Origin of the sequence: Spiribacter onubensis (assembly GCF_040838425.1) — a bacterium.
GTDB lineage: Bacteria > Pseudomonadota > Gammaproteobacteria > Nitrococcales > Nitrococcaceae > Spiribacter > Spiribacter onubensis.
This window is the reverse complement of the sequence record NZ_JBAKFI010000001.1, coordinates 508,199-525,856: the sequence shown is the minus strand read 5'-3', so window position 1 is coordinate 525,856 and position 17,658 is coordinate 508,199. Positions and strand designations below refer to the sequence as shown.

18 protein-coding genes are annotated in these 17,658 nt (G+C 66.8%); 15 read left to right on the top strand and 3 right to left on the bottom strand.

Going from position 1 to position 17,658, the window contains the following annotated elements:
* Positions 1-42: 42 nt before the first annotated feature.
* Positions 43-348 (top strand): PepSY domain-containing protein, encoded by a 306-nt coding sequence (locus V6X63_RS02640; RefSeq protein ID WP_367967037.1) that lies wholly within the window; start codon positions 43-45, stop codon positions 346-348.
* Here V6X63_RS02640 and queG read toward each other — a convergent pair.
* Complete coding sequence (queG, locus tag V6X63_RS02635) at positions 311-1,396, bottom strand: tRNA epoxyqueuosine(34) reductase QueG (protein WP_367967036.1); 1,086 nt, start codon at positions 1,394-1,396, stop codon at positions 311-313. The genes V6X63_RS02640 and queG overlap by 38 nt on opposite strands.
* A 56-nt stretch (positions 1,397-1,452) precedes the next feature.
* Here queG and V6X63_RS02630 point away from each other — a divergent pair, with 56 nt between their 5' ends.
* The 14 genes from V6X63_RS02630 to V6X63_RS02565 all read left to right on the top strand — a co-directional run bounded on the left by V6X63_RS02630 (position 1,453) and on the right by V6X63_RS02565 (position 16,627).
* The gene (locus V6X63_RS02630) at positions 1,453-2,925 is read left to right on the top strand and encodes an NAD(P)H-hydrate dehydratase (RefSeq protein WP_367978031.1); all 1,473 of its coding nucleotides are present in this window, start codon (positions 1,453-1,455) and stop codon (positions 2,923-2,925) included.
* Entirely contained in the window at positions 2,922-3,386 is a 465-nt protein-coding gene (tsaE, locus tag V6X63_RS02625; protein WP_367967034.1) for a tRNA (adenosine(37)-N6)-threonylcarbamoyltransferase complex ATPase subunit type 1 TsaE, read from the top strand. Before V6X63_RS02630 ends, tsaE begins: the two co-directional genes overlap by 4 nt.
* Positions 3,387-3,498: 112 nt before the next feature.
* Positions 3,499-4,785 (top strand): N-acetylmuramoyl-L-alanine amidase, encoded by a 1,287-nt coding sequence (locus tag V6X63_RS02620; protein ID WP_367967033.1) that lies wholly within the window; start codon positions 3,499-3,501, stop codon positions 4,783-4,785.
* 42 nt (positions 4,786-4,827) lie between these two features.
* A complete protein-coding gene (gene mutL / locus V6X63_RS02615; protein WP_367978030.1) occupies positions 4,828-6,648 on the top strand; it encodes a DNA mismatch repair endonuclease MutL in 1,821 nt (606 codons plus the stop codon).
* Entirely contained in the window at positions 6,645-7,592 is a 948-nt protein-coding gene (gene miaA, locus V6X63_RS02610) for a tRNA (adenosine(37)-N6)-dimethylallyltransferase MiaA (RefSeq protein WP_367978029.1), read from the top strand. Before mutL ends, miaA begins: the two co-directional genes overlap by 4 nt.
* 53 nt (positions 7,593-7,645) lie before the next feature.
* Positions 7,646-7,897: an RNA chaperone Hfq gene (hfq, locus tag V6X63_RS02605; RefSeq protein WP_367967030.1), complete on the top strand. Its 252-nt coding sequence runs from the start codon at positions 7,646-7,648 to the stop codon at positions 7,895-7,897.
* Entirely contained in the window at positions 7,875-9,248 is a 1,374-nt protein-coding gene (gene hflX / locus V6X63_RS02600; protein WP_367978112.1) for a ribosome rescue GTPase HflX, read from the top strand. Before hfq ends, hflX begins: the two co-directional genes overlap by 23 nt.
* A gap of 55 nt (positions 9,249-9,303) precedes the next feature.
* Positions 9,304-10,548 carry an FtsH protease activity modulator HflK gene (hflK, locus tag V6X63_RS02595; RefSeq protein WP_367967029.1) on the top strand — a complete coding sequence of 415 codons (1,245 nt, stop codon included), beginning with the start codon at positions 9,304-9,306 and terminating at the stop codon, positions 10,546-10,548.
* Positions 10,548-11,423 (top strand): protease modulator HflC, encoded by an 876-nt coding sequence (hflC, locus tag V6X63_RS02590; protein WP_367967028.1) that lies wholly within the window; start codon positions 10,548-10,550, stop codon positions 11,421-11,423. Before hflK ends, hflC begins: the two co-directional genes overlap by 1 nt.
* A gap of 14 nt (positions 11,424-11,437) precedes the next feature.
* On the top strand, positions 11,438-11,620 hold the full coding sequence (locus tag V6X63_RS02585) for a DUF2065 domain-containing protein (protein WP_367967027.1): 183 nt from the start codon (positions 11,438-11,440) through the stop codon (positions 11,618-11,620).
* A gap of 9 nt (positions 11,621-11,629) precedes the next feature.
* The gene (locus V6X63_RS02580) at positions 11,630-12,838 is read left to right on the top strand and encodes an ATP phosphoribosyltransferase regulatory subunit (RefSeq protein ID WP_367978028.1); all 1,209 of its coding nucleotides are present in this window, start codon (positions 11,630-11,632) and stop codon (positions 12,836-12,838) included.
* Between the two features lie 15 nt (positions 12,839-12,853).
* Entirely contained in the window at positions 12,854-14,149 is a 1,296-nt protein-coding gene (locus V6X63_RS02575; protein WP_367978027.1) for an adenylosuccinate synthase, read from the top strand.
* A 188-nt stretch (positions 14,150-14,337) separates the two neighbouring features.
* Entirely contained in the window at positions 14,338-15,852 is a 1,515-nt protein-coding gene (locus tag V6X63_RS02570) for a CoA-acylating methylmalonate-semialdehyde dehydrogenase (RefSeq protein WP_367978026.1), read from the top strand.
* A 4-nt stretch (positions 15,853-15,856) separates the two neighbouring features.
* The gene (locus V6X63_RS02565; protein WP_367967023.1) at positions 15,857-16,627 is read left to right on the top strand and encodes an SDR family NAD(P)-dependent oxidoreductase; all 771 of its coding nucleotides are present in this window, start codon (positions 15,857-15,859) and stop codon (positions 16,625-16,627) included.
* Between the two features lie 8 nt (positions 16,628-16,635).
* On the opposite strand, the gene iolB is transcribed toward V6X63_RS02565, so the two are convergent.
* Positions 16,636-17,442 carry a 5-deoxy-glucuronate isomerase gene (iolB, locus tag V6X63_RS02560; RefSeq protein ID WP_367978025.1) on the bottom strand — a complete coding sequence of 269 codons (807 nt, stop codon included), beginning with the start codon at positions 17,440-17,442 and terminating at the stop codon, positions 16,636-16,638.
* Positions 17,443-17,444: 2 nt separating this feature from the next.
* Positions 17,445-17,657: a hypothetical protein gene (locus V6X63_RS02555; protein ID WP_367967021.1), complete on the bottom strand. Its 213-nt coding sequence runs from the start codon at positions 17,655-17,657 to the stop codon at positions 17,445-17,447.
* Between the last annotated feature and the right edge of the window lies 1 nt (position 17,658).

The window sequence follows — 17,658 nt, the reverse complement described above, 5'->3', positions numbered from 1 at the left end:
AGCACAGGGCTGCATTCGCAGAAACCGCAAGGAGTATTGACTATGAATCGCAATCGCATGATCCCGGGTCTGGTCGGTGGTCTCGCCGCTGCCGTGCTCTTGAGCGCGGGCATCGCCATTGCCGATGGTGATGATCGGCATGATCGGGACGACGACATGCCGCGTGATGGCTGGATGAGCCTCGTCGAGGTGGCCGGGCAGCTCGAGTCGCAGGGCTACACGCCCTATGAGATCGAGATCGATGACGGCGCCTATGAGGTGACGATGGTCGATGAGCAGGGCATGGTGATCGAGACCTATATCGACCCGACTAATGGTGAGCCGCTGCCGCGTCGCTGGGACGACTGAGCCGCGTCAGGGCCCACTGGACATGCTCACGGACCATGGCCGAGGGATGGTCGAGGCGCTCGCGCAGGGCCTCGACCGCCTCCGGATCATCAGGGCCGTTCCCCAGGGCGACGGCGAGGTTGCGCAGCCAGCGCTCATGCCCAAGGCGGCGTATGGCAGAGCCCTCGGTGCGCTTGAGGAAGGTGGTCTCGTCCCAGCGGAAAAGCGCCACCAGCGAGGCGCTCTCGAGGCCATGGCGTGGCTGGAAGTCCGCCTCGTCCGTCGGTTGGGCGTAGCGATTCCAGGGGCAGACGGCCTGGCAGTCGTCACAGCCGAACACCCGGTTGCCGATGGCCGGGCGCAGGTCCTCGGGGATACCGCCCTCGTGCTCGATGGTCAGGTAGGAAATGCACCGCCGGGCATCGAGCTGACGGGGGCCGGTGATGGCCCCGGTGGGGCAGGCATCGATGCACGCCCGGCAGCTTCCGCAGAGATCCTCCACGGGGCCGTCCTCGGGCAGTGGCAGGTCGGTGAAGAGTTCGCCGAGAAAGAAATATGAGCCGGCGTGGCGATTGAGCAGCAGCGTGTTCTTACCGATCCACCCCAGCCCCGCATTCCGGCCCAGGGCCTTCTCCAGGACCGGGCCGCTGTCCACGAACGCGCGGTAGCCGAATTCCCCCACGGCGGCCTCGATGCGGTCTGCCAGGTGCTGTAGACGCCTGCGCATGAGCTTGTGGTAATCCCGCCCGAGGGCATAGCGGGCGATGAACGCCCGGCGCGCGTCGGCGAGCACGGCGTCATCGGCCTCGAGGTCCGGCGGGCGGTAGTCCATGCGCACGCTGATGACGCGCACCGTGCCGGGAACCAGGCGCTCGGGCCGGGCGCGCTTGACGCCATGCCGGCCCATCCAGCGCATGGTGCCGTGCCGGCCATTCCGTAGCCAGCGCAGCAGATGCGCTTCATCCTCGCTGAGCGCCGGTCGGGCGATGCCCAGCTCGTCGAATCCCAGTTCATCCGCCCATTGACGGATATCGTCGCGGAGGCGTTGCATGTCGGCCGTGCGTTCCATGGCCCCCAGTGTAGCGATTCCCCGCCGATGATCGGCAGAGTCGTTATAATCGGGGCATGAGTGAATTGCCTGACGCCCTCTACACACCCGAACAGGTCCGCGCACTCGACCGGCGGGCCATCGAGGACCACGGCATCCCCGGCGGCGTGCTTATGGCCCGTGCCGGCCGGGCCACCTGGCGCCTCATCCGGCAACGCTTTCCCGACGCGCGGCGGGTGATGGTGCTCTGCGGCGGGGGAAACAACGGCGGTGATGGCTACGTGATCGCCCGTCTGGCGGCGGATGCCGGTCTGGCGGTCGATCTCTGCCCGTTCGCCGATCCGGCGGGCCTGAGCGGCGATGCGCGCCGGGCGGCCGACGAGGCGCTCGCCCGCGTTCCGTCAGCGGCGTTCTCCCCGGAGCGGCTGGCGGAAACGGATCTGGTGGTGGACGCGCTGCTGGGAACGGGGCTTGATCGCCCGGTGAGCGGCGCGATGGCCGATGCCATCGGAGCGGTGAACGCCAGCCACTGTCGAGTCGTCGCCGTGGATGTGCCCTCGGGTCTCAGTGCCCGGACCGGACAGGTCATGGGGATCGCGGTGCGGGCGGCGCTGACGCCCACCTTCATCGGGCTCAAGCAGGGGCTGTTTACCGGCGAGGCGGCCGACTGCATCGGTGAGGTGGTCTTCGATGATCTCCAGGTTCCCGCCGCGGTTCATGACGGCATGGAGCCTTCGGCCCGCCTGCTGGGCGCGGAGGCGCTGGAAGCGGGGCTGCCGAGGCGACCTCGCACCGCGCACAAGGGTGCGTTCGGGCATGTCCTGGTGATTGGTGGTGATCTTGGCATGGGCGGGGCCGTGCGCATTGCCGGTGAGGCCGCGGCCCGCAGCGGCGCGGGGTTGACCAGCGTAGTGACCCGGCCGGCGCATGTCGCCGCGCTCCTTGCCGCGCGGCCCGAGCTGATGGTTCACGGCGTCGAGGCAGGCAGCGGGCTGGCGGCGCTGCTCGCACGCGCCGATATGCTCGCGGTGGGGCCCGGGCTGGGTCAGGCTGAGTGGGGGCGCGCCCTCTTCGAGGCGGTCCGTGATGGCGATCGACCACTGGTGGTGGATGCGGACGGACTCAACTGGCTCGCGCAGGCGCCCACCCGGCGCGATGACTGGGTGCTGACGCCGCACCCCGGGGAGGCGGCGCGCCTGCTGGATACGGATATCGCGGAAATCGATCGGGACCGCTTTGCCGCGGTGACGGCGATCGCCCGTCAGTATGGCGGCGTGGCGGTGCTGAAGGGTGCCGGCACCCTGATCAGCGATGGCCTGTGCTGTCGCGTCTGCACCGAGGGCAACCCCGGCATGGCAAGCGGTGGCATGGGAGATGCGCTCACCGGTCTCATCGCCGGGCTGCGGGCCCAGGGGTTCGACACGCTGGCGTCGGCCTGTCTGGGCGTCCAGGCCCATGCCCGGGCGGCGGATCGAGCGGCGTTGGATGGCGAGCGCGGTCTGCTGGCCGGTGACCTGCTCAATGCCCTGCGTAGCGTGGTCAATCCATGACAGCGACAGCGCTTCATCTGCCCGATGAGGCGGCCACCGAGTCGCTGGGCGCCGCGCTCCAGGCCAAGCGGCCCCGGCACGGCTGCGTTCATCTCACCGGCGATCTGGGCGCCGGCAAGACCACGCTGGTCCGCGGGTTCCTGCGCGGGGCGGGCCATGAGGGCGCGGTACGCAGCCCGACCTACACGCTGATCGAGCCCTATGAGCTCTCCGGCGGGGCGGTATTCCATCTGGATCTCTATCGGCTCTCGGATCCTGAAGAGCTCGAGTTCATCGGCCTGCGTGAGCTCCTCGATGCGGGGCTGCTGCTGGTGGAGTGGCCGGAGCGGGGCGAGGGCGTTCTTCCCGCGCCGGGACTGCATGTGCACCTGGCGTTATCGGACAGCGGACGCATGGCGCATCTCGAGGCATTCTCCGGGGAGTGGTCGGATCTGCGCAGAATGCTTGATCCAGTAGACTAAGACATCACCCTATCCTCCTATCGAGCCAAGGGTTTTTGTTGAAATCTCCGCAGCGCTGTGGCGTACTGGAGAAAAGAATTCCGGGAATGGGGGGACGATGCGCGTCCTGGCAATGGTTTTTGCACTTCTACTGGCGCCGGCCACCGCGCTGGCTGAGACGGTGGTGGAGGACGTCCGGACGTGGAACGGCCCGGATCACACGCGGGTCGTCCTTGATCTGAGTTCGCCGACTGATCATGAGCTCTTCACCCTTGAGGGCCCGCATCGGGCGGTCATCGATCTCGCGGATGCCCGCCTCGATCCGGCGCTGCTGGAGGGCATTCGCGATGAAGGGCCGATTCGGCGGATCCGCAGCGGACGTCGGGACGATGGCGTGCGCATCGTGTTCGACCTCGATCGCGCGCTCGCCACGGAGAGTTTCCGGGTGGCCCCGAATGAGAACTATGGCCACCGCCTGGTGGTGGATCTCAACCATGTCGGTGGCGGGGTCGATGACGGATCGTCGGGCGGGCGCGGCGATGCCCCGGTGCGCACCGCCGAGTCAGGCCGAACCGGGGAATTCGTGGTGGCCATCGATGCCGGTCATGGCGGTGAAGACCCCGGTGCCATCGGTGCCGCTGGCACGTACGAAAAGGATATTGTGCTGGCGGTGGCACGGAAGCTGGCCAACCGGGTGAACGCCGTCGACGGGCTGCGTGCCGTGCTGATCCGGGACGGGGATTACTATATCGGGCTGCGTGACCGCACCCGCAAGGCCCGCGAGTCGGGGGCGGACCTGTTCATCTCGCTGCATGCCGATGCCTTCCACGACCGCCGCGTCAAGGGCTCATCGGTGTTCGTGCTCTCCCGCAACGGGGCAACAAGCGAGATGGCCCGGGTCCTCGCCCAACGCGCGAACCGCGCCGACCGGATCGGTGGCGTGTCGCTGGCGGACAAGGATGAGCAGCTCGCGTCCGTTCTGGTGGATCTGTCGAGGGCGCATACGGTGGAGGAGAGCGTTGACGTGGCGCGTGTTCTCATCGAGGAGCTCGACGCGCTGGGTGACGTGCACGGCGGGGATGTGGAGCAGGCGGGCTTCGCGGTGCTCAAGTCACTCGACATGCCCTCGGTGCTGGTGGAGCTCGCCTTCATCTCCAATCCCGATGAGGAGCGGCGTCTCAGGTCGAAGGCCTACCAGCGCCAGCTCGCCGATGGCCTTGTCCATGGTGTCAAGGCGTACGTGTCGCGGACCCGCCCGGAGCTGGCCCTCAAGGTGGACGACAGCGAATATATGGTGCGCCGCGGTGACACGCTCTCGGCCATCGCGCAGCGTCACGCGGTGAGCGTTGGCGCGCTGCGCCGCGTCAACGACATCGGTGGCGACATGATCACTGCCGGCCGCACGCTGCGTATCCCCTGATCCGGTTTCCTCCCCAGCGCCGTGCGACGGCATAATGTGCGGATGAGCATCCGCCGTCTGTCCCCCGAACTCGTCAACCAGATCGCTGCCGGTGAGATCATCGAGCGGCCCGCCTCGGTGCTCAAGGAACTGCTGGAGAATGCGCTGGACGCAGGGGCGGGGGCGATCCAGGTCGACATCGAAGCCGGGGGCACGCGGCTGATCCGGGTGCGCGATGATGGCCGCGGCATGGCGGCGGCGGATCTGGCGCTCGCGGTGGAGTCTCACGCCACGAGCAAGATTGCCGCGCTGGATGACCTCGAGCATATCGCCACCCTGGGATTCCGCGGCGAGGCCCTGCCGAGTATCGCCTCGGTCGCCGCGCTCAGGATCACCTCGCGTCCGATGGATGCCGATCATGGCCATATGCTTGCGGCGGGTGATGAGCGCACGCCGGTGCCCGCCCCCCATCCACCCGGCACAACGGTGGAAGTGCGCGATCTGTTCCACTCGGTCCCCGCGCGGCGCAAGTTCCTGCGCACTGAGCGCACCGAGCTGCGCCACATTCAGGAACTGGTCCGCCGCGTGGCGCTGGGGCGGCCGGAGGTGGCGTTCCGGCTGACTCACAATGGCCGTGAGTTACTGCACCTGCCGGCGCTCCCCGCCGAGCGCAGCGAACAGCGCGTGGCCGAACTCATGGGGCATGCCTTCACCGAGGCCGCCCTGCGCCTGGATACCGAGGCGGCCGGACTGCGGCTGCAGGGCTGGATCGGTCTGCCCACCGCGGCCCGCGGTCAGCCGGATCTTCAGTATGTCTATCTCAACGGTCGGATGATCCGTGACCGGCTGGTCACACAGGCCCTGCGCCGGGCCTATGCTGATGTGCTCTTCAAGGACCGCTTCCCTGCCTATCTGCTCCACCTGCAGATGGATCCGGCGCTGGTGGATGTGAACGTGCATCCCACCAAGCATGAGGTGCGCTTCCGTGACGGCCGCCTGGTGTTCGATTTTCTCCACCGGCAGATCACCCGCGCGCTGGCGCATGGCGGTGCCGCGGCGGCGGTGTCGTCGGCCGAGGCCGGGGATGCCGATGCGCGGGTTGAATCGGTGTCGGTGTCCGCCCCTTGGCGAGGCGATGTACGCGGCGGGCTGGCGTCCCGGCCGGCGTTCCACGCCGCGCCCCGGCCCGGTCATCTGCCACTGCCCGTCGCCGAGGCGAGGGCGGTCTATGCCGGGCCAGCGGATGCGACGCCGGCTGGCGAGGCCGAGCCGGACCATACGGGTGCCGGCGGGCAGGGGGTGCCACGGCTCGGTCATGCGGTGGCCCAGATACATGGTGTCTACGTGCTGGCCGAGTCCGCCACGGGCCTGATCCTGGTCGACATGCACGCTGCCCACGAGCGCATCGTCTACGAGCGTCTCAAGCATCAGTACGCACAGGAAGGGATCGCGCGCCAGCCCCTGCTGATGCCGGTGGCGGTGGCGGTCACGCCGGGCGAGGCCGATCTCGCGGAGGACAGTCGGGCGCTCCTCGAGGCGGTTGGCCTGGAGGTGGACCGGGCCGGGCCCGAGCAACTGCGTCTGCGGACCGTGCCCGCGTTGCTGGCCCGGGCCGATGGTGAGGCCCTGCTTCGGGATGTCCTCGCCGATCTGCGCGCTCATGAGGGCATGGCCGCCGTCGAGGCACGGCAGCGCCATCTGCTCGCCACCATGGGTTGCCACGGCTCGGTGCGCGCCAACCGGCGCCTGACCCTGACGGAGCAGGAAAACCTGCTGCGCGAGATGGAGCGCACGCCCAATATCGATCAATGCAATCATGGCCGGCCGACCTGGGTGGCCCTCGAGATGGCCGATCTGGATCGGCTTTTCCTGCGTGGCCGATGAGCAGGGGGCAGGCCGAAAAGCCGCCGGTGATCTGTCTCATGGGCCCGACGGCCGCCGGCAAGACCGATCTGGCCCTGGCGCTTCACGCCGCGGGCGGGCTTGATCTGATCAGCGTCGACTCGGCGATGGTCTACCGTGGCATGGATATCGGCACCGCCAAGCCTGACCCGGCAGTGCAGGCCCGGGCTCCACACGCGCTGATCGACATCCGTGATCCAGCCGAGGCGTATTCGGCCGCGGAGTTCGCCCGGGATGCCCGCGTGCTGATCGACGCCGCGCATCGCGCCGGTCGGGTGCCACTGCTGGTCGGGGGAACGATGCTGTATTTCCGTGCGCTCCTGCACGGGCTCTCGCGGCTGCCCAACGCCGACCCCGGGATCCGCGCGGATCTCGAGCGCGAGGCGGCGGACGTCGGCTGGCCCGCCCTGCACCAGCGCCTCGCGGCGGTGGATGCGGCCACCGCCGAGCGACTGCATCCAAACGATGCGCAGCGCATCCAGCGGGCGCTTGAGGTCCATGCACTGACCGGGCAGCCGCTGAGTGCGCTGCAGTCCCAGGCGGCGCCGGAACCCTGGCCGGGCAGGCTGGTCAGAATAGCTGTCGCGCCGGCATCCCGTGCCGCGCTCCACGAGCGAATCGCCGCACGGTTCGAGGCGATGCTTGCCGAGGGGTTCATCGACGAGGTGGCGGGACTGCGGGCGCGGGGTGACCTGCATCGGGATCTGCCCGCCATGCGGGCGGTGGGATACCGGCAGGTCTGGGACTGGCTGGATGGCCGGATACCGCGGGATGAGCTGCGCTTCCGGGGTGTTGCGGCCACGCGGCAGTTCGCGCGCCGGCAGATGACCTGGCTGCGCCGGGAGCCGGACCTGAACTGGCTCGATTCCGGGGCCGGCGACTGTCAGGCGCGGCTTAGGGATCTCCTCCCGGACGTGGTAATTTAGAGCGCAGGATTGAGAAGAAAAACCGCCGCGAGCGATCAAGGAGTCACGGCACTATGTCGAAGGGGCAGTCATTGCAGGAACCATTTCTGAACGCGCTTCGCAAGGAGAAGGTTCCGGTGTCCATTTATCTGGTCAACGGCATCAAGCTGCAGGGCCAGGTGGAGTCGTTCGACCAGTTCGTGATCCTGCTGCGCAACTCCATCAGTCAGATGGTCTACAAGCACGCCATCTCCACGATTGTCCCGTCCCGCAACGTCCGCAGCCTGTTGCAGGAGGAGCGTAATCCCGAAGCCGACGAAGACTGAGCGCACGGCGGGTCCGGATACCGCGCCATCGCAGCTTTTCGAGCGCCCCGGCGGGGGCGAGCGGGCGGTGCTGGTGCAGGTGGATGGTGGCGTTGTCGACGCCGACGATGCCCTGCGCGAGTTCCATGCCCTGGCCGAATCCGCTGGTGCAGAGGTTGTTGCCAGCCAGACCGGGCGACGCCGGAAGCCGGATCCGCGGACCTATGTGGGGCCGGGCAAGGTCGAAGAGCTCGCCGGGATGCTACGGGCGCACGAGGCGGACCTCGTGCTCATCAACCATGCCCTGTCGCCGGTCCAGGAGCGCAATCTCGAGCGCGCGCTGCGCTGCCGCGTGCTCGATCGTACCGGGTTGATCCTCGATATCTTCGCCCAGCGGGCGCGCTCTCACGAGGGCAAGCTCCAGGTGGAGCTGGCGCAGTTGCGGCATATCGCCAGCCGCCTGGTGCGCGGCTGGTCCCATCTGGAGCGCCAGAAGGGTGGCATCGGGCTGCGCGGCCCGGGCGAGACCCAGCTCGAGCTGGACCGCCGGATGCTGGGCAACCGCATCCGGCAGCTCGAGAAACGGCTCGGGCGCGTCCGGCGGCAGCGTGATCAGGGACGCAAGGCGCGCCGCCGCCGTGATCTGCCAGCCGTCTCGCTGGTGGGTTACACGAACGCCGGCAAGTCCACACTGTTCAACCGGGTCGCCGACTCCAGCGTGTACTCGGCGGATCAGCTCTTCGCCACGCTGGACACTACGCTGCGGCGCATCGAGCTCGCCGGCGGTGAGGCGGCGGTCTTGGCCGACACCGTCGGGTTCATCCGGGATCTGCCGCCGCAGCTTGTCGCGGCATTCCGCTCGACGCTGGAAGAAGTGGTGGAGGCGGACCTCCTGGTGCACGTGATCGATGCCGCGGATCCGGCCCGGGAGGACAACGCGGCCGAGGTGGAGTCGGTGCTGCAGGCACTGGGCGCCGATGATGTGCCGCAGTTGCGTGTCTACAACAAGATCGACGCTCGGGGCATGGCGCCGAGGATCGATCGCGACGATGACGGTCAGGCCGTGGCGGTATGGCTGTCCGCGGCCACGGGTGAGGGGCTGGGGCTGCTTCACGAGGTCATTGCCGAGCGTGTGAGCGCCGAGCAGGCGCGTGGCGTGATCGAGCTCAGTCCGTCGGAAGGACGCCTGCGGGCGCGTTTCTACGCCTTGGGCGATGTCCTCGAGGAGCGCTACACCGACTCGGGTCATGTCCGGCTCGCGGTTGAGCTGCCGCGACGGGAACTCGAGCGGCTCTACCGGCACGAAGGGTTGGCCGCGGAACTCATGCCTTTTGCCGATGCCAACTTGCCGGTAGGTGCGGTGGCTCATTAGAATCACGCGGCTGGGGCCGGCGACGGCGCTGACCGCATAACATTGGAGTATTTGCATGGCCTGGAACGAACCCGGTGGCGGCAACCGCGACCCCTGGAGCAGTGGCGGGGGCGGACGCGGCAACAACCAGGGGCCGCCTGACCTGGACGAGGCGATCCGCAAGCTGCGTCAGCGTCTGGAGGGCCTGTTCGGCAAACGCGGCGGTGGCATCCGCGGAGCTGGCGGCGGCGATGATGGGGGCAAGGGTAAAACGCCCGGGCTCAAGGGTGTCGGCATCATCGCGGGCCTGTTGCTGACCGTCTGGATCCTCTCCGGCATCTACATCATCGACGAAGGGACGCGCGGCGTGGTCACGCGGTTCGGCGCCTATCAGTCGATCGCCATGCCCGGGCCGCACTGGCATCTGCCGTACCCCATCGAATCGGTCCAGACAGTGGACGTCTCCAGCCGTCGGCGGATCACCATCGGGTATCAGGCGGTCTCCGCTCAGCAGACGCGACCGGTCCTCTCCGAGGCGCTCATGCTCACCGAGGACGAGAACATCGTGAACGTCCAGCTCGCGGTGCAGTACCAGGTGTCGAACGCGGCGGATTTCATATTCAACTTCGTCGACCCGCAGCAGACCCTCAAGGAAGTCACCGAGAGTGCGCTCCGCGAAGTCGTGGGTAAACGGCGCATGGACTTCGTGATCACCGAGGGCCGGACCGAGGTGGCGCAGCGAACGCGCGAACTGGTGGTCGAGGCGATGGCGGAGTACGAGGTCGGAATTGAGGTCGTTGAGGTCGTCATCCAGGACGCCCAGCCGCCGGAGCAGGTGCAGCCGGCCTTCGAGGATGCCATCAAGGCGCGTGAGGATCGGGAGCGGCTGATCAACCAGGCCGAGGCCTATCGCAACGAGGTGATCCCACGGGCTCAGGGTCAGGCGGCGCGTATCGGCGAGGAAGCCCAGGGTTACGTGGCGCGTATCGTGCAGCGGGCCGAGGGTGACGCGAGCCGGTTCTCGCAGCAGCAGCAGGAATATGCCAAGGCGCCGCGTGTGACGCGTGACCGTCTCTATCTCGACACAATGGAGCGTGTCCTCGGCAGCTCGGCGAAGGTGCTGATCGACAACGAGTCGAGCCAGCAGCTCATGTACCTGCCGCTCGACCGGATGATGCGCTCCAGCGGGGCCACCGGCGGTAGCGCGGGGAGCGACGGGACGCCGTCAATGGATAACGCCGTCTCGAGCAACACGGGCTCGAACCGGACACAGAGCAGCGGCACATCAAGCAGTTCGCTGCGCATGCGGGAGACACGCTGATGAATCGTCTGACTACCATCGGCGCGGTGGTGATCGTCCTGCTGATCGTGGGGATCACCTTCGGCACTTTCACCGTCAAGGAAACCGAGCGGGCCCTGAAGTTCCGGCTGGGTGAGGTGGTCCGTACCGACTTCACGCCGGGTCTTTACTTCCAGATCCCGTTCGTCAACAACGTCCGCAAGGTCGACGCCCGGGTCCAGACCCTCAATGAGAGCCCGCAGCGGTTCCTGACCAGCGAGCAGAAGAACCTGATCGTCGACTCGTTCGTGAAGTGGCGCGTGGACAATGTCGAGCAGTACTACGTCACCGTGGGCGCCAACCCGCGGCGGGCCAACCTGCGTCTGTCGGAGATCATCCGCGACGGACTGCGGGCGGAATTCGGCAAGCGCACGGTCCAGGAGGTGATCTCCGGTGACCGCGCCGAGATCATGGCCATCCTCACCGAGCAGGCGCAGAGAGCCGGTGATTCGCTGGGTGTCTCGGTACTCGATGTCCGACTCCAGCGTGTCGACCTGCCGGAGGGCGTCAGTGAGTCGGTGTTCAACCGCATGGTCGCGGCGCGTGAACAGGTGGCGCGTGAGTTCCGGGCTGAGGGTCAGGAGCAGGCCGAGCGCATTCGTTCTGCCGCGGACCGCCGACGCACGGAGATACTCGCCGAGGCACAGCGACAGGCCGAGGAGCTTCGCGGTGAGGCGGATGCGGAAGCGACGGCGATCTATGCCGAGGCCTATGGGGCCGATGAGGAGTTCTATCGGTTCTACCGGAGCCTGAGGGCCTACGAGAACACCTTCAACTCGCAGGATGACATGCTTGTTCTGTCGCCGGAATCGGAGTTCTTCCGCTACTTCGACCAGCTTGACACCCTGCAGCCCTGATTGACGGGTTCGGAATGCAGGATCTTCTCACGGCGGTCGCGCTGCTGCTGATCATCGAGGGGATCCTGCCTTTCGTGAGCCCGCGCACCCTGCGTCGGGCGCTGTTCTCGATCGTCCAGCACAATGACAAGGCACTGCGACTGACAGGGCTGGGCACCATGCTGGCGGGGGTCCTGCTGCTTTACCTGGTCCGCTGAGGGGGAGCCATGAACGACAAACTGGCGGGCAAGCACAACCCCTGGCTGCTGCCCGATGGGGTGGAAGAGCTTCTGCCGCCTGCCGCGGAGGGCCTGGAGCGGCTCCGCCAGTCCTGTCTCCAGCGCTGCGCGCGTTGGGGCTACGCACTGATCATGCCGCCGGCGATTGAATATCTCGAGGCGCTGCTCTCCGGTGTGGCGCATGATCTGGACCTGCAGACCTTCAAGCTCACCGATCAACTGAGTGGGCGTCTGATGGGGGTACGGGCCGACATCACCCCGCAGGCGGCGCGCATCGATGCCCATCAGTTGCGTCGCGATGGCCCGGTGCGGCTCTGCTACAGCGGCACCGTGCTGCGGACGCGGCCGGAGGGGGCCGACGGCTCCCGCAACCCCTTGCAGATGGGCGCCGAGCTCTACGGCCATGCCGGGATCGAAAGCGATGTGGAGGTCATCACGCTGATGGCCGAGTTGCTCGCCGAGGCTGGTGTGGAGGCATTGCATATCGATCTGGGCCATGTCGGGATCTTCCGGGGGCTGAGTGCCGCAGCCAGGCTCGACGCAGACGCCGAGGCCCGGCTCTGGGACGCCCTGCAGCGCAAGGCGACGGCCGATATTGCCGAGCTGCTCGACGCGCTGGATGTGTCGGCATCCGCCCGCGGGCGACTGGCGGCACTGGCCTCGCTGAGCGGCGGTCCGGAGGTCCTCGCCGAGGCACGGGCGTGCCTTCAAGGGGCCGGTGAGGCGGTTGATGAGGCGCTGGATGCCCTCGAGCGGATCGCCGAAGCGCTGGCGGCTGCCCTGCCCGACGTGACGCTGCATTTCGATCTTGGCGAGCTCCGTGGCTATCGCTACCACACCGGTGTGGTGTTTGCCGCCTATACGCCGGGCGTATCCGGTGAGCTCGCCCGGGGCGGGCGCTATGACGATATCGGCGCCGTGTTCGGACGGGGGCGTCCGGCCACTGGCTTCAGTGCTGATCTCAAGGCGCTGTATCGCGTGACATCGAATGGGCATGACGGGCGCGAGGCAGCCGGGGCGATCGCGGCTCCATGGCATGGCGATGCGGCGCTGCGCAGAAAAATCAACGCGCTGCGTGCATCCGGCGAGACCGTGGTCTGGCTTTTGCCGGGGCACGAGGGCGAAGCGGCAGAGATGGGATGTGATCGCCGTCTGTCATCCACGACGGATGGCGACTGGCGGGTCGATCCGCTTTAGATAACGGGGAATACAATGGCCAGAAGCGTGGTAGTCATCGGCTCCCAGTGGGGGGATGAGGGCAAGGGCAAGATCGTGGATCTGCTCACCGATCGGGTATCGGCGGTGGCACGTTTCCAGGGCGGACACAACGCCGGGCACACGCTGGTCATCGATGGCGAGAAGACTGTGCTTCATCTCATTCCCTCCGGGATCCTCAGGGACGACGTGCTCTGCCTCATCGGCAATGGTGTCGTCCTCTCCCCGGAGGCACTGATGACCGAGCTGGCGGCCCTCGAGGCCTCCGGCGTCCCTGCGCGGGAGCGACTGCGCATCAGTCCGGCCTGTCCGGTGATCCTGCCTTCGCATGTCGCCCTCGACCAGGCCCGGGAGAAGGCCCGTGGCAAGGCGGCGATCGGCACGACGGGCCGTGGTATCGGTCCGGCCTATGAGGACAAGGTGGCGCGGCGCGGTATCCGGGTGGGGGACCTCTTCCATCGGGAGCGGCTGGCGGCCAAGCTCGGTGAGCTGCTGGACTATCACAACTTCATCCTCAAGCAGTACTACGGCGAATCCGGACAGGATTTCCAGGCCATCCAGGAGCAGTGCCTCTCGGTGGCCATTGAACTCGAGCCGATGGTGGCCGACGTCAGTCATCTACTGCACACCCACCGCAAGGCGGGTGACAATCTCCTGTTCGAGGGCGCCCAGGGCACGCTTCTGGACATCGATCAGGGCACCTATCCGTTCGTGACCTCGTCGAATACCACCGCCGGGGCGGCGGCGACCGGCACGGGGGTGGGTCCGCTCGAGCTCGATTATGTGCTGGGCATCACCAAGGCTTACACCACCCGGGTTGGTGCGGGGCCGTTTCCGACGGAGCTCTCTGACGACCTCGGCGAGCACCTGGCCCGCCGCGGCCATGAATTCGGCTCGACCACCGGACGCCCGCGGCGCTGCGGCTGGTTCGATGCCGTGGCCATGCGTCGCGCCGTGGAGATCAGCAGCATCTCGGGGCTTTGCATGACCAAGCTCGATGTCCTCGATGAGCTTGATACGCTGCGCATCTGCACGGGCTATCGCTGCGGATCTCAGCGCAGCGATGTCCTGCCCACCGGCGCTGAAGCGCTGGCCGAATGCGAGCCGGAGTACGTCGAGCTGCCCGGCTGGCAGTCCTCCACGCTGGGCGTGCAGCGCTACGAGGATCTCCCAGCGGCAGCGCGCGATTACCTCGAGCGGATCGAAGCGCTCTGCGGCGTGCCCGTGGACATCGTCTCCACCGGTGCCGACCGACGGGACACGATCATCCGACGCCACCCCTACGACGGCTGAGCGGCTCTCCGACGACCCTCCCATCTCGACGCTCGCCAGCGTCACATCGCCCCTTGCCGGCCGACACCGCGCCGCGGCGGCCATGGTGATCGATTTCTCTCATGGCGCATCTGCAACAAAAATTGCTAAAATGTATTATTCGGAATAAACATAACACCCTGAATAAGGTGCTCGAGAGGAGATAGCGCATGTCAGCCCCGGCCATCACTGAAATCAATCATTACATCAATGGCGCGATCGTCCGAGATGAGGGGGGGCGGCGTGCTCCGGTCTATAACCCGGCAACGGGTGAGCAGACCGGGTCCGTCGCGCTCGCGAGCGCTGACCGCACCCGCGAGGCGATTGCCGCGGCGGCGGAGGCCTTCCCCGCGTGGCAGGCCATAACGCCGCTGCGCCGGGCGCGAGTGATGTTCAAGTTCAAGGCCCTGCTGGAGGACAACCTGCCACGGTTGGCCGAGGCCATCACCCGTGAGCACGGCAAGGTCTACTCGGATGCCCGCGGCGAGGTGATCCGGGGGCTCGAGGTCGTGGAGTTCGCCTGTGGCATTCCCCATCTGCTCAAGGGCGGGCACTCCATTGACGTGGGCACCGATGTCGACTCCTGGTCGCAGCAGCATCCGGTGGGCGTCTGTGCCGGGATTACGCCATTCAACTTCCCGGCGATGGTGCCGATGTGGATGTTCCCCATTGCCATCGCCTGCGGCAATACCTTCGTCCTCAAACCCTCGGAGAAGGATCCGACGCTGCCCATGATGCTGGCCGAGCTGCTCGCGCAGGCGGGACTGCCGGCGGGTGTGTTCAATGTGCTGAACGGTGATCGCGAGGCCGTCGACACCCTGCTCACGGACGACCGGGTCGGTGCCATCAGTTTTGTCGGCTCAACGCCCATTGCCGAGCACATCTACTCCACGGGTGCCGCTCATGGCAAACGGGTTCAGGCGCTCGGCGGTGCCAAGAACCACATGGTGGTCATGCCCGATGCGGATATCGACGGCGCGGCCGACGCCTTGATGGGGGCTGCCTATGGATCGGCAGGCGAGCGGTGCATGGCCATCTCGGTGGCCGTGCCCGTCGGCGAGGAAACGGCAGACCGGCTCGTGGCGGCTCTGCAGTCCCGTCTGGCCGGGCTCCGGGTGGGCAACGGTCTTGACAGCAACGAGCCTGAGATGGGCCCTCTGGTGACCCATGAGCACCGTCAGAAGGTGGCCGACTATGTCGAGATCGGCGTGCAGGAAGGCGCGGCGCTCGTCCATGATGGTCGAGCCATCGAGGTGCCCGGCCATTCCCACGGCTTCTTCCTCGGACCCTGCCTGTTCGACCGAGTGACGCCTGAGATGAGGATCTACCGGGAGGAGATCTTTGGCCCGGTCCTTTCGGTTGTCCGGGCGGCCGATTTCGATGAGGCGGCCGCGATCGTCAATGGTCATGAGTTCGGCAATGGCACCGCGATCTTCACGCGTGATGGCGATGCGGCCCGCACCTATGCCCAAGCCATCGAGGCCGGCATGGTCGGCATCAATGTCCCCATTCCGGTACCGATGGCGTTTTACAGCTTTGGTGGCTGGAAGCGCTCGCGATTCGGCGTCCTGCATGCTCATGGCCCGGATGCCGTTCGTTTTTACACGCGCATGAAGACGATCACGGCCCGCTGGCCACGCGGCGTGCGCAGCGATAATCAGTTCGTCATGCCAACGATGCAGTAGCGCTATGACTGATCAGCAGAATACCGCCTTTGCCCGATATCCGGGTCTTGCGGGCACCACCGTATTCGTTACGGGTGGTGCCTCCGGCATCGGTGAGGAGATCACCGCCGCGTTCGCCGCTCAGGGCGCCCGCGTCGGATTTATTGATCTTGACCTCGATCGGGGCGCGGCGCTCGCCGCCCGGCTGGGTGAAAACGTCGTGTTCGAGGCCTGCGATCTGCGGGATGTCGCGGCGCTCAGGGCCTCCTTCAAGCGCCTTGCCGAGCGGTTGGGTCCCGCCACCGTGCTGGTGAACAATGCCGGACGCGACGACCGCCATGACTGGCGGGAGGTGACCGAGGATTATTGGGATGAGCGTTTCGCGACGAACATCCGGCACATGTTCTTTGCAATCCAGGCCGTCGCGCCGGGCATGATCGAAGCGGGCGGTGGCTCCATTATCAACCTCGGGTCCAATAGCTGGTGGGAGGCCGGTGGCGACATGCCGGCTTACACCACCGCAAAGTCAGCCGTGCACGGCCTCACTCGGACCATGGCCCGTGATCTGGGCGACTACCGGATAAGAGTCAACACGGTGGTCCCGGGCTGGATAATGACAGAACGCCAGCGTGCGCTGTGGGTGACGCCACAGGCAATCGAAAAGCACCGCGACCGGCAGTGTCTGCCGGATCTCATCAATCCGGTGTATGTCGCGCGCATGGTGCTTTTCCTGGCATCGGACGACGCCCGGATGTGCACGGCGAGCAATTACATGGTGGATGCGGGTTCGATCTGAGGACGCCCTCAGCGATCGCCTCCCAGCAGCCAGGCAACCGCCGGGTCGGGCTGGAACCGCCAGCGCCGCAGCGGCCCGGCCATGACGTTCAGATAGTACATTTCGAACCCATAGGGCACCCCGCAGGGGTGATGCCCGCGCGGGACGAGCACCACGTCGCCGTCGGCAACGGCCATCGTCTCGTCAAGACTGCCATCCTCGGTATAGACGCGCTGGACGCCGAAGCCCTGGGCCGGGTTGAGTCGGTGGTAGTAGGTCTCTTCCAGGTAGGTGATGCGTGGGAAGTCGTCCTCGTCGTGGCGATGGCTCGGGTAGGAGGACCAATTGCCCGCGGGCGTGAAGACTTCCGTGACGAGCAGGCTGTCGCAGTAGTCCTCGTGCTCCATGGCGATGTTGTTGATGAACCGGAGGTTCTGGCCCTCGCCACGTTGCAGCAGTTCAATCCCGTCCGGCCCGATCCGTCTTGGCGTATGGCCGCCCCGGCAGGGGGCTGCGCAGACGGCCAGCGTGCAGTGTGTCTCCGCTTGTGCAGTCCATTCCGATCCGCCGGGCAGATAGAGCGAGTGGGGCGGCGTTTTCTCGAAGACATTCATACGCTCGCCGAGCACGCCCCAGTCCTGTCCCGCGCCGCTGATGCGGGCCTTACCCTCAACGAGCACCAGGATCACCTCAGTATCGCCCGTGTGGTCATGGGCGATCTCCCCGGGGCTCAGGCGATAGAGTGAGAAACCGACGTAGGACCAGCCGGCGCTCTGCGGCGTGACGTGGTGCACGCGGCCGCTGCCGGCGCTGGGTTTGATGAGCAGGTCAGACATGGTCAGGCGGCCTCGTCCTTGTCACGGGGTGGCTGGTCTTCCCAGACCACCAGGAAGTGCCAGGCGGTGTAGGCGGTGAGCGCCCCGAAGAAAACCGCCCATCCGATATTGCGCTGCCAGAGATCGAAGATGGTCCAGGCGCCGCAGGACGCGACCACGGCAAGGCGACGCCAGCGTGGGTTGAATACCGGATCCTTGAGCTGCTTGCTGAGCATG